Raw genomic sequence first — 13,573 nt, 5'->3', positions numbered from 1 at the left:
ATCTAGTACAGCAGATATAAATTAAATAAACCTGAGTCTAAACACTATTTTTGCGGCTTTCCTGAAGCCTCAAATCCACCAAATTTACGAGCTCAGCGGGAGTACAATTCAATATTTTCGATAGAGCAAAAACAGTAGCGAGGGTTGGCTGGTACTGTCCCTGCTCTAACTTGGAAATGTAGCTTCGATCTATACTGGCTTGAAGCGCAAGTTGTTCCTGAGAGATCCCTTTGCTCTTACGAACCTCTCGTAAGACCTGCCCAAAAACGATTCGTATATCCATGTGTTGGCACTAATAATTGAAGTGCCTGAAAGGATGTAATTTCGTAGCATATACTGCCACGGAGTATACTGCACAATACCAAGTAACACTCCAAAATATCTAAAACCTTCTAATAGTCGCGACCCTGCCCCCCTCCTCCTGAGTAATTTCCAAAAAACTATTCCCTAATTCATAGAAAGTCATCCAAGAAAGACGGCTTTCAGAACTACTATTTGTTGCATATACTACCACGGAGTATACTGAACATTTTTGATTTGGCCTTTCCATGGAGTGCAACATGAGATCATGCTGCTCAAGAATTAAGACCCTCTTTTTGACGGGAGTTTTGTTTTACAGCCTTCTTGCTGGAAGCGTATCTGCCCAAGATCGCTCAGCGGTGGGATTAGATTATCTTGCGATAACGCAAAACCCTCTTCTTGCTGAGGTAATGCAGGAACTAGAGCCAGGTCTTCTAGAGATCTATCAACGAAGAAATATGTCAGAGAAAAGAAAGTTTTGGGGGCTGCGCGGTATCGCTCGAGCTTTGAGAGATGATGAAATGTATAAGCCAATGCTAGAAGACTTAGAAGCAGTATCTCGCCCAGCCTTGCTCAAATTAGCCCGTCTGCCTGCTGAATCCTACCCAACACTCCATCAGGTTGTCGAATTGGTACGACTGAACATAGAGTACAAAGAAAAAACCGGTGTGGGATGGAGTAAGGAAGAATATGAGAGCAACATGAGGCTCTACCAAGCCTTACACGGCAAGAATTGACTATATCAAAAATAGTTTTTGATTCTTCAAATTATGAATATAATTTATCTATTACTTTTTAATATGCTGCTATGTCAATAGAAAAAAGGGGGGAGGCTCTTTGACCGGAACAGATAGCCCAAGAGAAAGAAATACAGACCATTTCAAGTGAGATGTCACAAAAAGCCCACGAGCGCATTTCAGATGCTCATCTTCAGAAAATGAATGAGAAGTACTTGTTACAAGCAGATCTCGCTCTGCATGAGGGGAGAGATCATAAAAGTGTGATGCAGGCATATAACAATAGAATCGATGCACTGGAAATGCTACAAGATTACTCAGGTGAAGCTCTTTGATTTGATGGATTTGCAGAACTTCTGTTGATTCAGAATATTTGAACGACAGATCATCTTCTAAATGTAGTCGCAAAGGATGTTCGCTTTTTTGAGTATGTAAGAATAAATGGCTTCCCGACTTCAGAGTTGGCGCTAGACCTGATGAACCAAGAACTCGGATTAGATCTGAGGTTTGAAGCCTATACCAGAACAGAAACTTTCAACACATACGAAGCCAATGTGGAGAGGCTGAAAGAGATCCACTCCGAGCTATGAAGCTCATTGGATTCACAGAGTAAATCTGCCCTATTACTGGAGAAGGTGGCACAGGGAAACAAAACAGCATACATCGAGCTCAGGGAGTTGTTGCTCAAAGATTCCGGTGAATTGGAACACTTACTATTGTCTGCCCAAAAGAGAGACCGTGAGACAGGCAGTTCGTGCTACGAACAGCTCAAATATACTTTGATCACCATAGAACCGGGGTTTGAATCATAGATACAGGCTTTCGAAGAAAGATACACGCCAAGCATCTCTCTTGAAAACGCGTATATAACAGCACTCTCAGGAACAGGGATTCAAAGAGATGGAGATGCAGTTCTTTCCTATGGCGAAGAATGAGTGTACATCGCTATTGATACTGGCAAAAACCCACCTCAGAGGTCTTTATCCCTAGAAGGAAGTGATTATCTTGTCGAAGCAAATCATCCTCTTACAGAACTGCACAAACCCAATACTAAGTTTCAGGAAACCAAGAATAAGCTCCTACCGCAAATCCAATCTGCCAATATTCTGAAAACCCAAGCTACACAAGACCATATCGTAGATATGCTAGAACATGGATTTTCTTTAGAGAAAGTAAAGGTTCAGATTGAACGTTGTTATATGGTAGATGTAAGTTATCTCACAACTCTCGATGACCTGAAGCCTGAAAGTTTAGAACAATTTGTCGCCCTCACGACCAAGGCTCTTGATCGTGCCCTTCTTGATTACCAAGAAGGGCTTAAGAAAGCACTGCTTATAAACAAAGATGAAGTACAAGAGGCAGATCGAGAGAAAAGGGAAATACTCGCTTTCATTCATTCAATATGCTTTGACCTCGTTGATCAACACCATACAAACGGACTGATACGAGAAATTAAGAGCAATAGCCTGTATGTTGAGGGGTTAAGTCTTGATCCTACAAGACTGGATATCGACTCCGGTTGCTTTGGTGAACCGGTGACGGAACAATGAGGAACCAAATGGAAAGAAAATCTCATCATGTTTTTTAACAAGATGATGAGCGGGAAACTGGATGAACCATTGTCTGTAGATGCCCATTTGTCCACATGAGGGAAGTCGGAAGACAGAACGGAAATGATCCATATTCTCAAGTCCTACTGAGTATTGAGTCGTTGAGATGGATTTAATATTGAAGTTGCTAGAAAGAACTTGAGGACGCTATAGAGCAAAAAATAGTTATTAGAGTTATATTATTTTTTTATAGAATTTATTATGTGAAATGTATTGTGAGAATGATCTTGGCCAGAGCTATCGGAAGAAAAAAGAAAGAAACTAGAAAAAAAGACTACTGATTTTCATCTAGGCCTTATTAGAGAAGCGAAAGAGAATAAATGAAAGATTTCCAATTGCATTATTAAAATAGGTGATATTGAAAAAGCCGATAATTGAGAGCCTGATAGCAATGAAAAATAAACTACAATGGACAGGAATAGAGAGAATCCTAGAGGAAGACGATCATCTCTATATAAAAAATGAAACTATTCATGGCTCTTTTGATATAGCGCTCATGGAGATCAAAATCTATGTAAGCAACGAAGAATTAGAAAAAATTGAAAAGGGCTTAGATCTATGGTCATCAAGTACCAATAAAAACAATTTTAGTCTAGAAGAAAAAGAGTTATTAGATTATTCATGGAGATACATGCAAACATATAATCATGAACTCTGCCATTTCTATCAGGTCTTGTCTTTCCCAACTGCTAGGATGAGACATATATTAAAGAAAAGATCACTCCAATTTGAATCAGCTACCATGTTGAGATATTTTGAACAAGGTGGAAGCTATATTATCGGTGTAGACAAGAGAGCCCTAATGGCCATAAATAAGGATAATTTTTCTATACCAAACAATGAATTAGAAAATTTGAAACAACTAGAACAACAATGCATTTCCCATGAAAAAGAATGGTACTCTGAGTTTAGAGGAATATCCTTATTTCAGATTGTTGAGAGTATGGCTCATATACTTTCAATCCAACTTTCGGAGGAGCAGTGTAATTATGTACCAGAATTAGAGAATGAACCTTTATATAACACACCATACAATTTATTTCTGAAAAATATAGATCAGGAAGGATTGAATGATAGGTGGAAATTTTTGTTATTTATTTATATCTGCTTCTTTTCTTGCCAAACCTTGAATCATTCTAATGATGGAGATCATGTTCTTCCATCAAAAATATTTCATACATTAATATCAAGAGCAGACCTTTACCTTAATGCTTTGACAACGCTAATCAAAAGATACGAAAGATACTCAAGAGATGAGCTAATTCAGCTAATTCGCTTTGGAATAACTAAAGAAGATTTAGCTGAAGCAACTACTGGTCAGATTGCGTCGATATATGGCTTCTTTGAACTCATTCCATGTATTCAGCAAGATTCTGAAAAATTATGTATTGAAGAAAAAAATGTTAATGATCAATTTATAGATAGTATTTGCTCATTTTTTAATGACAATGGGTTTGATATAAGTGATTATAACTTGCTAGCCCATCTTGCAATATTTCCATACAAATATGGCAATTTTTCAGATGTATATAAAAAACTGATAGATTCAAATAAACAAGATACTAGGTTTACTATAGGGAATGAAATTTATTTTTATAGATTTACTAGAAATTGCAATTCGCTATTAAATAGGCGTTTTCCAGCGATTGAATGTTGTGAAAAACATGGTAGTGTAGTGGGGCATGAGAAGATACTGAGCTGTACTTCAGAGGAAGGGTTAGCCTCAATACTAGAAAAGTTAACGGGAAAAACCGCTGCAGAGTTGTTCAAGGAGTAGGTAAAGATTATGTGGAATGAAGAAGTTGTACTTTGGCAAGAAAGCGATCATGTATGGAATGAATTTGGTATAAAAACTGAAGCACCTGATGAAGACGATGATTTTCTGTATGCTAAAGGTATAGTCATATGGAGGAAGTTGTCTTTTGGTGAACTTGTTGAAAGAATTCTAACAGCATTTGATGCGACTAATAGTTTTGTAGAGGATAAGAATATTCTCTCTGGTATTGCATTGGCAATTACCACAGTCAATTTGTTCCCACTTCATCTTAAAATGATAAAAGAAGACAAGATTGCAAATCAGTTTTTATCTTTGATTAAAAAGAAGGATGGAGAACACTATCTACTTAAAAAAGAAATTAAAGAATGTGACTTTGGAAGTTTAGATTCATTTAATGAACTAATTAGTTATTTTGTTGATAAATCCTTGCTTAATGAGAAGGATAACAGGTTTGTTGTGAATGGAAGAGTATTGAACGGAGCTCACTTGCAAGATAATTAGTAATTTTTTAGTTACATCGTATATATAATAACTAGAAACATATGACTCATCTAATCAAAACGGAGAGATTTAAAAAACATATAAGAAAGAAGATACAGATCTACATCAGTGAAGATTTTTTAAGGAGGTTGAACTATTGGACAGCCATTGTGTTTGGCATTTATACGGCGAATTAGCCGCATCTTTACATCTTAAATTTTCACTATGAACAGAGCAGTAATATATTTTAGAAAATCAACTGACAGAGATGATAAGCAGGCCAATTCGCTTGAGCACCAAGCGAATAATTGTAGAAGAACTGCGTCTGAACGATCAATGAATGTTGTTAAAGAAATCTCAGAATCTAGAAGCGCGAAGATTGAATTTTCCAGACCGTGATTCAATCAACTTATCGATATATGTAACCGTAAAGATATCGATTACATCATCATTGATGAGCCCAAAAGATTATCAAGAAACAACATCGATACATCCAGAGTCATAGATTTGCTAGACAAGCAAAAAATCAGATGAATCATAGGGACCAACCGACTCTACATGGCTGACAATTCAAGAGATAAGTTCCTACTCCAACTTGACCTATCGCTATCAAAAATGGATAACGAAGACAGGAGCAAAGACGTAAAAGATAAAATGACCTCCTGTACTCAAAGAACAGGGAGGTTCCTAGCTAAGGCCCCATTTTGATACCGAAATATGACAGTCAAGAAAGGCTATAAGGTAATTGAGGTGGATGATCTGAAGTCCAGGGTTGTGTTGGATTTTTTCTTACTCAGAGCTGAGTGAAAGGCATTCTCAGCAGTAGCAAATGAAGTAATAGAGAAGTACTGAAATCAGGTTGGAATCAGTCTCACCCCCACAAGCATCCAAAGAATAGTATCGAGCAGATTTTATTATGGGGTTTTCTCATGGGCTGGTAAGGATGTCATAGGAAGCCACACGCCTATAGTAAATAAAGAACTCTACGATAAAGCAAACTCGATTGGAAAATGAACCTACGAAATAGTCAACCCGGAGCCAAGCGCTCCGGTCACTAAAAATAGATACTTTTTGAAGTGATTACTAAGGGACCAAGCAAGAAAGCTTTTATGTGCCTATACCAAAAAATGACATACTTACTACATGTGTCAAGCAAAGAGTCCTGAAAGATTGAACATCAATGAGCAACTGATATTTGAGCAATTTGCTGAGAGGCTGAAAGCGCTAGATATCAAAACCGAGCCTACCGTTGAGTCTGACAAAACTTTCCTTACAACGATTCTCCGCTGAATTGAACAGGAACAAAGAAACAAAACTGCGTTACTGGAGAAGAAAAAATCAGATCTGAAATCTCAGCTCGATAGGCTGGTAGATATGAGACTCAATGGTTCAATCTCTGAAGAATTATTTACAGAAAGAAGTAACAAAATTGAAAATGATTTGTTTGAAGTATCAAGAAAATACAAGGGATTTGATGCTTCGGAAATAAGGAAAAAGACCCAAAAGGTGATCGAACTAGCTGGTTGCCTTTACAAAGCCTACCAAGGAGCTAGCGATACATTGAAAGCAAATATAATAAGAAGCGGTGTGATCGAACTTATTCTGACATGAAAAAAGAGCATGCTGATCAAGGAAAGTCCCATTCTGCAATGCTCTAAAATCGTTAATTTCTCGTATGGTACTCCTGATCAGATCGATGTTTTAACTTTTTCATCCTGACTATTAGAGATAGATTGAGATATCCTTGATAGGTTGCAGGGAGAAGTTAAATAAGTTTCGCTCGAAATTTAGAAGTTAAACTATAGAGGTGACACATAATTTTAAACAGCACCAAATATTATTGACATCTCTTCGGCAACGTAAGTTAATAATAAAGTCTAGCAATTATACCTCAAATTTCATCAGGTCAATAACCGATTTTATCGTGCCTCAAAAATAGCGGTTCTTTGACTCTTCGAAATTACCGGTTTACCATTACTACTTTATTAATTAATTTTTATGCCATGAATACTATAAATGAGCTACAAAGTTATTTTTGTCCATTTGGATACCTTGATGTAAAGAGAGTTTGTGAAATTTGAGATTCAGTATGATTATCTGAATTCATGATTTTTGAAATTATAGATGATTTTAGAATAAATATAGATCAAGACAGCTTTGAAAACATAGATCCTGTTTATTGCATTTTGGATCATATTCTTCAGGTAGCAAGAAATGAAATAATTGATAAATGTTGATTCGATTTTGTAAATGACCATGTAGGTTGATGATCAGAAATATATACATATTGAAACTACATGTGTAGCAGCTATGACTATTCAGAAGATGCTTTTGATGAATTGAAGTCTGCGATTGAATGAAATATGGATAATTTAGTAAAAAACATATATGTTCGATACATTTTTTCAGAGTTGTGATTGTTATAGAAGCAGCCTCTTAAAGGGGCTGTTATTTTAGTTGTCCTCTAGAAATAACAACAAGCAGAAAACACATTACTATTTCCTTGCTACCTCAGGACAAACCTGTAGAAAACCTATGATCAACATATTTTCACGTATTCTAAGAGCTATTACTCGAAAAATAGTACGCAACAACACCACCAATCAGAGTCCCTGCAAAAGCAAGAACTTCCGGGAAATGCGGATTTTTCGATAAGGCTAGACCAATTATCATAAACAACATAACGAAGACTATCACCACAGCCAGGATAGGTTTGGTCCGCTTGTTAATTCGTTCAGTATAAGGTTCCGCCATACCCAGTCCACCGCAAGCCCCACACAGCAGGCCAGAGTACTCCTTACCTTTTAGATCATTTCGTTTTACGCAGGCGGTACAGCTTGATCCATCACCGCCATTCTTACAGGTTCCTTTTCCCTCACAATGAGCACAGGGGTAGAGATTTACTTTCATGGATTCCATTCTTTAGTGTCCGAAATTTTATAATTTTCCAATGGTAGGGAGTGACTTCTTCGTCAAGGAATCAAGAACCAGATGCCCTACGTAAGCGGTCCCACCAATAATCAGAACGCTGCGTAAGACCTTTTTGAGATCCGTTTCAGGTTCCCAGTCATAAATCCTTTTGAGGCTATAAGTCATGGTTCCGAGTAACGCAACACTATGAAAGAATTGTCGGTGATTTGGATGAATTGCCGGTTCCAGCAGATCTGGTAATTTGCCACAGATACCACCAATCATAGCGGAGGTAACGGGGTTTATTACCGGAGAAGCCTCTGACTTCTTATCCAGCAAACAGACCCCTATTCCTGTACAAACTCCGGCGAGCTGATGAGCTACGCCATTTGGCATGGTTATTTCTCCTTTCTCACACCTTTGAAAGGTTTCTTGTCGGATGTCTTAACATCCATAAAGCGTCCTGTTTCTGTATCCCGTTTCACGTAATGCCCTGATGGGGTTTTCGTCTGTGAACGGCCTTTGACAGCACCATTACGATGCCCGTCTCCTGATGGAGGGTTCGTAGCCATGATTAAATCTCCTATGTCATTCATTAACGAGTTGATCCACCAATGCACCAGTGGCAGTTGTCATAGCCAAGACGCTTGGCCTCATTTGTTGTGGTAAAAGGTTTGTCATTTCCGGCCATGATTATTTTGTTAATTTGACAAGAAGCCTGCTCATTATCCAGATCATGTACCTCTGTTGTGTTGGTATTACCAAGGTAACGCTCACCGTTCATGTTTCCATTATGTCTTCGCATCTTTGATGCTCCTATAGTTATGATCACGAAAGCATCATATACTAATCATTATGATGATATCAATAGATACTTTATATCTTTATTGTTACGATAATGATTATCAGATACGATTCCTGCTATCGGTATCAGTGATGAAGTACGAGACAGGCTATGCAACAACCAGAATTACAAGAGTTATCCCAGACACAGAGAGAGCGTCTGTTCCACATAGACTTCAGGCTATATTTTCTGGGTACGGTAAACCGGAATGATCTGGTTAGTCGGTTCGGGATCAAGGAAGCCGCAGCTACGAGGGACATAGCAGCTTACAAGAACCACAAACCGGGCAATATCGTGTATGACAGCAAGCTCAAGAGCTATTTCAAGAGCAAAGACTTCATTCCTCTCTTTGATTACACCGCACAGCAAGCCCTCTCGGCTTTATCGCAAGGAATCGGTGATGATCTTGTGGGCACATACAAAGCGATGGTCTATTGCGATACACCGGCAAGTCTCAATCATCCATCCCTGAATATCCTTGCCGATCTATCAACAGCAATCCATCAAGGAAAAGCTGTACAGATTCATTACTGCTCGGTCAGCAGTGGAGAAACTAACCGTGAAGTGGTCCCTTTTGCTCTTGTTGATAATGGACTGCGTTGGCATATAAGGGGATATGACCGGAAACGAGATCGGTTCGGTGATTTTGTTCTCACCCGTATTACTCGAACAACAGTTCTAGATGGGGTTGTTTCAGACCATGAACGTAGAGAGCATGATATCCAGTGGAATCGGATTGTCGAGATGGAAATCGTTCCTCATCCTAACATTGCTAACATGCCGCACCCAGAGACAATAGAGCTGGATTATGGAATGAAAAACGGCGTCCTAAAAATCAACATCCGAGCCGCTGTAGCTGGCTATATGCTACGACGCTGGAATGTTGATTGCTCGGAAGATCACAGCAAAAAAGGTTCAGAATTTCACCTATGGCTTCGTAACTCACCCGCCCTTTTTGGCGTGAATAACCTTGCAATAGCGCCCGGCTATATAAAAGATAAAATTAGTTAGCCTAGGTTTAACCTCATGGAAAAATCATCATAAATATGGCTTAACATAAAAGTAAAGATCGTTGATACGTAGCACAGTGAACTTATAATATGAGTAATTGTTTTAGAATTAGACTACTCGTTAGATCCTCATAAAAAACCAGCTACATATTGAACTATTCATATCAAAAGGATGCTGTATGGAATTTTTTGTAATTGTCGCGGTAGTTACTGTTATTACGATTGGATTTCTTTCTTCAAAAAGCGCACGTATTGCTGGATTTAACACAGCTTTACTGCTACCAGTATTCTTTCTGGCCGTAGCAGGGATAAGTGCCATAACAGATACAACACTTGGTCGAGTACTAGCTTTTATTGGTATTACAATAGTTATTGTTATAGGTTGGCTATATCTCTCATCTGACAGTAAATCCACATAAACTCTAGCAAGAAAGTAAACTAAATCGCTCATTTGGAGATGACATTGCCATATCCATTTTCAGACAGCCCTTTTGAAGAATATTTCTTAGAACTTAGAAAGTTTCGAAAGTTGGAACGTGACTCTTACCGTACTTTATATTATACGGGCCTTAGTATCGAAGCACGTACTACATGGGCTAAAAGACTAAGGAACGCTTCAGATAATATTAAAAATCTAAAAGTTATGTACGAAATACCAGCACGAACTTTTGACATTTACCTAGGAAAAATTGACTATGCCCTGTCAAGTTTTGTTGCGGAGTTCCCCCAACCGGAGCTCCCCCCACCATGTAGTCATAAGTCTACAGAGATTAGATTAAGAACATATTCTAACAGTAGTACACATGTAGTAACTCAATGTCTAATATGTGGTTCATCAATAAAAGATCATAGAAAGTGTTCAATCGATAATTATGAACAATTACCAAAATTTGAGGAAAATATTAGAAGAGAACAAGATGTAAAGTATAAAAAATGGTGGAGATTAAGGGATCAGGTTATAGAAAAAGCGATTGGTGATGACGGAAGATACCCTCAGTTTAACCATGAAGAATTTTCTATAATTTATGAAAAAAAACACCCCAAACCTATATCGTCTACTGATTGTAAACATCTAAATAATCACCTAACTATTAGAAAATATAGTGAAAATAATACAGCTATAGTTCAACAGTGCCGGTCATGTGGAAAGCATATTAAAAATATATCAAAGAAAAATATTAGAGATTTAGAATATTTACCAGAATTTGATGAAAGTATAGAAAAATCTACTGAGAATGATGTCTCTCTGTGGTATGAGAAATATTCAACAGAAGTAAGAAAATCAAAAGAAATCTTTCATAGTGAGATAGTGAAAAAAATTTCTACTGGTGAGATTAATAGAGTGGATAAATCAACGTTTGGAACGTACTACACTTCAAAGGAATGGAAAAAAACAAGAAATAGAATACTCATACGGGATGATATGACTTGCCAAGCTTGCGGAAATCTAGCTGAAACAGTACATCACCTAATATATGATCGCATCGGCAGAGAGAATGACCTTGATCTAATATCGCTATGTAACCACTGCCATGCTGAAGTCCATACATATCAAGATATGAACGGGATTGGATATCGTTTAACGCCAAAAGAAATAGAAGCATTAATATTCAAAACCAAAGAAAACTACACTTAAGTAGCGCCTGTTCCACCTCACTGCAGAGTGATTAATAGAGGTTTCCGCCATGTAAGCATACTTATGTGCGAGCTTCGAATCTAACTTGAGCAATGCATTCCTGACTGAATATATAGGACTGAGAATCTAGGAAGTACATGGCATTGGCATAGGTGGTTAATACAAACTTTTTGCTCAATCATCGGAACTATGGAAACAGTATACAAAGCAATAATTTGAAAATTTACACTCATGCTTCATTGCTAGTGATTAGTGAACTATCTAGCCCCGTCATTAAGCCTCTTTAGATTCCAAACCCAACAAATCCCCACGTCAACAACCTATCTTTCATCCCCACAACAAAGCTATGTTATATACTGATTGCAAGATTGCATATTCCCGGGAACACGCCTCCCTGCAAATGCATCTTGCAAGGGGAGTACCCCTTGACCCCCGAAGCTCCCTGAGAAAAAATGGTATCGAACACTATGCTACCATTTACCTCTCAGAGCACACATTATAACCCACCACTACATGGCAGTAGGAACAAAAACATGGATAGAAAGGAGTACCAAAAAAAGATCAAGCAAGAGCGAAAACTCACCCACCCTCGTGTGGAGATTCAGCTCACTGCCAGCGAATACAAACGATTTGAGAAAATAGCCAAAGCAGAAAACACCACCGTCAACACCGTAGTCAAAAACATGGCTATAGCCTACCGAGATACCAAGTACCTCGTACCTACTCAGATTCAAGATTCACTCAACACCCTCACCCGCCTTGTTAGAAATATTGCAGGGAACCTCAACCAGCTTTCCCATACCTCCAACATATTCAGAGATATTGACCAAAACCTCGTCTTTGAGCACCTAGCTCAACTTGATAAAAAGATCGATGACTTCGTTCAGGGAAAACTCAAACAGCCATGATCATCAAGTCGATGTCCCGAAAGGACCCCAGCTTCACTCAGCTCTACGATTACATCACTAGAGACGAAGCCCACGACTACCACTACTCCTACACCAATAACTTCATCCTACAAGACAGAGATGCAATTATTCAGGAATTCCAGCGGAACGCTCAGCTGCTTACCAGACGTAAAAACGCCAACTACCTCTACCACGAAGTCATTTCTATCACCCGAGCTAATGGAATTTCCGAGCAACAGCAAAAAGAAATCCTACACAAAATTGTAGCTGAGTACGTAAACAGCAGAGCTCGAGATTGCTTAGTCTACGGTGGGCTTCATGATGAGAAAGATAACAACCTACACTTCCACCTCATGATAAGTGCCAACCGTTTAAATGAACGCTCAAGATATCGTCTCAGCAAGAAGCAATTTGATGAGATAAAAAAGGGGCTGGAGTCCCATGTACTAGAAAAACATCCAGAGCTGGAACAAGAACTCATTATCAACAGAGAAGCCAAGGAGACCCTCTCCAAGAATGCAGCAGAACTCAAACGCAGAACCGGCCAGATTCCAGAGCGTGATCTTCTCAAATCTAAGCTGGAAGATATCTTTAAATCCGCTCAAAACAAAACAGAATTTTTCAACTATCTGAGTAAACAAAAGCTAGAGATCTATATCCGCGGAAAAAATGTTGGTATAAAGGATACTCAGACCGGACGGAACCACCGTTTGAAAACCTTGGGGCTGCTTGAGCAATTCCAAGAACTCAGTCAGGCAATAGGACTGCAACTATCTCATACAAAGAGCTCTGAGGATCAAGCAAAAACTAAGAACCAAACAAAGCAGCAGAAATCACCACCCGAAACACAACAGAAAACCGAAGATAAAAAGAACGACAAAGAAAACCAAGAATCAAAAAATAGAGATCCAAAACCACAGACCCAAGCCACAGGAACACAAAGCGAAAAGCACACTCAAGATAGCCTCTCTACCAAACCAGAACATCAAGTTCCATCACGACAATGCAAGATCAAAGAGCTCAAGAAACAATTCATACGCCAAGCCAAACAAGAGCTACAATCAAAGAGAAAAACAAGGCAAAAAAAGCACAAGCCAAAACAAAAGGGAAAGCACTGAGTATCTGATAACACCATCAGACCAGAGAGGAAACCATGGAATTCTTAAGCGCTCTAAAAGTAGCCATCTTCGACATATTTTCTTATCCAAGCGTGGAACTCAACAACAGCGATAAGGAAAAAGAACCCAGAAAGTCCCCAGCAGATCCACATAAGGTTAATAACGCCAAAAAAGAGCTCCAAGCCCACAGAAGCAGCAGAAATAAACATAAGAAGTCAAAGGCCATGTCACGCTAATTCACAA

General features: G+C 38.6%; 17 protein-coding genes. 12 read left to right on the top strand and 5 right to left on the bottom strand.

Translation table 11 applies throughout. The annotated features are described in order from the left end of the window. Positions 1-37 precede the first annotated feature (37 nt). A complete protein-coding gene (locus tag BGP75_RS27820) occupies positions 38-283 on the bottom strand; it encodes a helix-turn-helix domain-containing protein (RefSeq protein ID WP_076721107.1) in 246 nt (81 codons plus the stop codon). A gap of 277 nt (positions 284-560) precedes the next feature. Here BGP75_RS27820 and BGP75_RS22180 point away from each other — a divergent pair, with 277 nt between their 5' ends. From BGP75_RS22180 to BGP75_RS22140, 7 genes are all read left to right on the top strand, one after another. Then, the gene (locus BGP75_RS22180; protein ID WP_076721106.1) at positions 561-1,037 is read left to right on the top strand and encodes a hypothetical protein; all 477 of its coding nucleotides are present in this window, start codon (positions 561-563) and stop codon (positions 1,035-1,037) included. Positions 1,038-1,972: 935 nt separating this feature from the next. After that, positions 1,973-2,587, top strand: a complete 615-nt coding sequence (locus tag BGP75_RS22165) for a hypothetical protein (RefSeq protein ID WP_076721103.1) — start codon at positions 1,973-1,975, stop codon at positions 2,585-2,587. A 418-nt stretch (positions 2,588-3,005) separates the two neighbouring features. Continuing rightward, entirely contained in the window at positions 3,006-4,424 is a 1,419-nt protein-coding gene (locus tag BGP75_RS22160; RefSeq protein ID WP_143821151.1) for a hypothetical protein, read from the top strand. 9 nt (positions 4,425-4,433) lie between these two features. Then, entirely contained in the window at positions 4,434-4,925 is a 492-nt protein-coding gene (locus BGP75_RS22155; protein ID WP_076721101.1) for a hypothetical protein, read from the top strand. 204 nt (positions 4,926-5,129) lie between these two features. After that, a complete protein-coding gene (locus BGP75_RS27815; protein WP_083704979.1) occupies positions 5,130-5,303 on the top strand; it encodes a recombinase family protein in 174 nt (57 codons plus the stop codon). A 465-nt stretch (positions 5,304-5,768) separates the two neighbouring features. Beyond that, positions 5,769-5,918 (top strand): recombinase family protein, encoded by a 150-nt coding sequence (locus BGP75_RS27810; RefSeq protein ID WP_083704985.1) that lies wholly within the window; start codon positions 5,769-5,771, stop codon positions 5,916-5,918. Between the two features lie 360 nt (positions 5,919-6,278). Further along, positions 6,279-6,515, top strand: a complete 237-nt coding sequence (locus tag BGP75_RS22140; protein ID WP_076721100.1) for a hypothetical protein — start codon at positions 6,279-6,281, stop codon at positions 6,513-6,515. Positions 6,516-7,463: 948 nt separating this feature from the next. Here the strand turns inward: BGP75_RS22140 and BGP75_RS22135 are convergent. The 4 genes from BGP75_RS22135 to BGP75_RS22120 are packed head-to-tail and all read right to left on the bottom strand — an operon-like array spanning position 7,464 to position 8,619. Then, positions 7,464-7,814 (bottom strand): molecular chaperone DnaJ, encoded by a 351-nt coding sequence (locus BGP75_RS22135; RefSeq protein ID WP_076721099.1) that lies wholly within the window; start codon positions 7,812-7,814, stop codon positions 7,464-7,466. A 27-nt stretch (positions 7,815-7,841) separates the two neighbouring features. Next, positions 7,842-8,210: a metal-dependent hydrolase gene (locus tag BGP75_RS22130; protein WP_076721098.1), complete on the bottom strand. Its 369-nt coding sequence runs from the start codon at positions 8,208-8,210 to the stop codon at positions 7,842-7,844. A 2-nt stretch (positions 8,211-8,212) separates the two neighbouring features. Then, entirely contained in the window at positions 8,213-8,386 is a 174-nt protein-coding gene (locus tag BGP75_RS27275) for a hypothetical protein (protein ID WP_198939513.1), read from the bottom strand. Between the two features lie 23 nt (positions 8,387-8,409). Then, positions 8,410-8,619 (bottom strand): hypothetical protein, encoded by a 210-nt coding sequence (locus BGP75_RS22120; RefSeq protein ID WP_076721096.1) that lies wholly within the window; start codon positions 8,617-8,619, stop codon positions 8,410-8,412. 150 nt (positions 8,620-8,769) lie between these two features. Here BGP75_RS22120 and BGP75_RS22115 point away from each other — a divergent pair, with 150 nt between their 5' ends. From BGP75_RS22115 to BGP75_RS22095, 5 genes are all read left to right on the top strand, one after another. Next, entirely contained in the window at positions 8,770-9,669 is a 900-nt protein-coding gene (locus BGP75_RS22115) for a YafY family protein (RefSeq protein ID WP_076721095.1), read from the top strand. A 178-nt stretch (positions 9,670-9,847) separates the two neighbouring features. Further along, the gene (locus BGP75_RS22110) at positions 9,848-10,087 is read left to right on the top strand and encodes a hypothetical protein (protein ID WP_076721094.1); all 240 of its coding nucleotides are present in this window, start codon (positions 9,848-9,850) and stop codon (positions 10,085-10,087) included. 44 nt (positions 10,088-10,131) lie between these two features. Further along, a complete protein-coding gene (locus BGP75_RS26875; protein ID WP_143821150.1) occupies positions 10,132-11,304 on the top strand; it encodes an HNH endonuclease in 1,173 nt (390 codons plus the stop codon). Positions 11,305-11,837: 533 nt separating this feature from the next. Continuing rightward, the gene (locus tag BGP75_RS22100; RefSeq protein WP_076721093.1) at positions 11,838-12,212 is read left to right on the top strand and encodes a hypothetical protein; all 375 of its coding nucleotides are present in this window, start codon (positions 11,838-11,840) and stop codon (positions 12,210-12,212) included. Further along, positions 12,209-13,330, top strand: a complete 1,122-nt coding sequence (locus BGP75_RS22095) for a relaxase/mobilization nuclease domain-containing protein (RefSeq protein WP_076721092.1) — start codon at positions 12,209-12,211, stop codon at positions 13,328-13,330. The genes BGP75_RS22100 and BGP75_RS22095 overlap by 4 nt, the downstream gene beginning before the upstream one ends. Positions 13,331-13,573 lie beyond the last annotated feature (243 nt).

The organism is Motiliproteus sp. MSK22-1, assembly GCF_001968815.1.
In the GTDB taxonomy this organism is placed as follows: Bacteria; Pseudomonadota; Gammaproteobacteria; order Pseudomonadales; family Balneatricaceae; genus Motiliproteus.
The sequence above is the reverse complement of the archived record's forward strand: the minus strand, read 5'-3'. Positions and strand labels throughout refer to the sequence as shown.

Coding starts and splice junctions, on each gene's coding strand:
- BGP75_RS27275 (WP_198939513.1), bottom strand. CDS start 8,386: ATGGCTACGAACCCTCCATCAGGAGACGGGCATCGTAATGGTGCTGTC.
- BGP75_RS22100 (WP_076721093.1), top strand. CDS start 11,838: ATGGATAGAAAGGAGTACCAAAAAAAGATCAAGCAAGAGCGAAAACTC.
- BGP75_RS22180 (WP_076721106.1), top strand. CDS start 561: ATGAGATCATGCTGCTCAAGAATTAAGACCCTCTTTTTGACGGGAGTT.
- BGP75_RS22115 (WP_076721095.1), top strand. CDS start 8,770: ATGCAACAACCAGAATTACAAGAGTTATCCCAGACACAGAGAGAGCGT.
- BGP75_RS22095 (WP_076721092.1), top strand. CDS start 12,209: ATGATCATCAAGTCGATGTCCCGAAAGGACCCCAGCTTCACTCAGCTC.
- BGP75_RS27820 (WP_076721107.1), bottom strand. CDS start 283: ATGGATATACGAATCGTTTTTGGGCAGGTCTTACGAGAGGTTCGTAAG.
- BGP75_RS22135 (WP_076721099.1), bottom strand. CDS start 7,814: ATGAAAGTAAATCTCTACCCCTGTGCTCATTGTGAGGGAAAAGGAACC.
- BGP75_RS22110 (WP_076721094.1), top strand. CDS start 9,848: ATGGAATTTTTTGTAATTGTCGCGGTAGTTACTGTTATTACGATTGGA.
- BGP75_RS22130 (WP_076721098.1), bottom strand. CDS start 8,210: ATGCCAAATGGCGTAGCTCATCAGCTCGCCGGAGTTTGTACAGGAATA.
- BGP75_RS22140 (WP_076721100.1), top strand. CDS start 6,279: ATGAGACTCAATGGTTCAATCTCTGAAGAATTATTTACAGAAAGAAGT.
- BGP75_RS27815 (WP_083704979.1), top strand. CDS start 5,130: ATGAACAGAGCAGTAATATATTTTAGAAAATCAACTGACAGAGATGAT.
- BGP75_RS22120 (WP_076721096.1), bottom strand. CDS start 8,619: ATGCGAAGACATAATGGAAACATGAACGGTGAGCGTTACCTTGGTAAT.
- BGP75_RS22155 (WP_076721101.1), top strand. CDS start 4,434: ATGTGGAATGAAGAAGTTGTACTTTGGCAAGAAAGCGATCATGTATGG.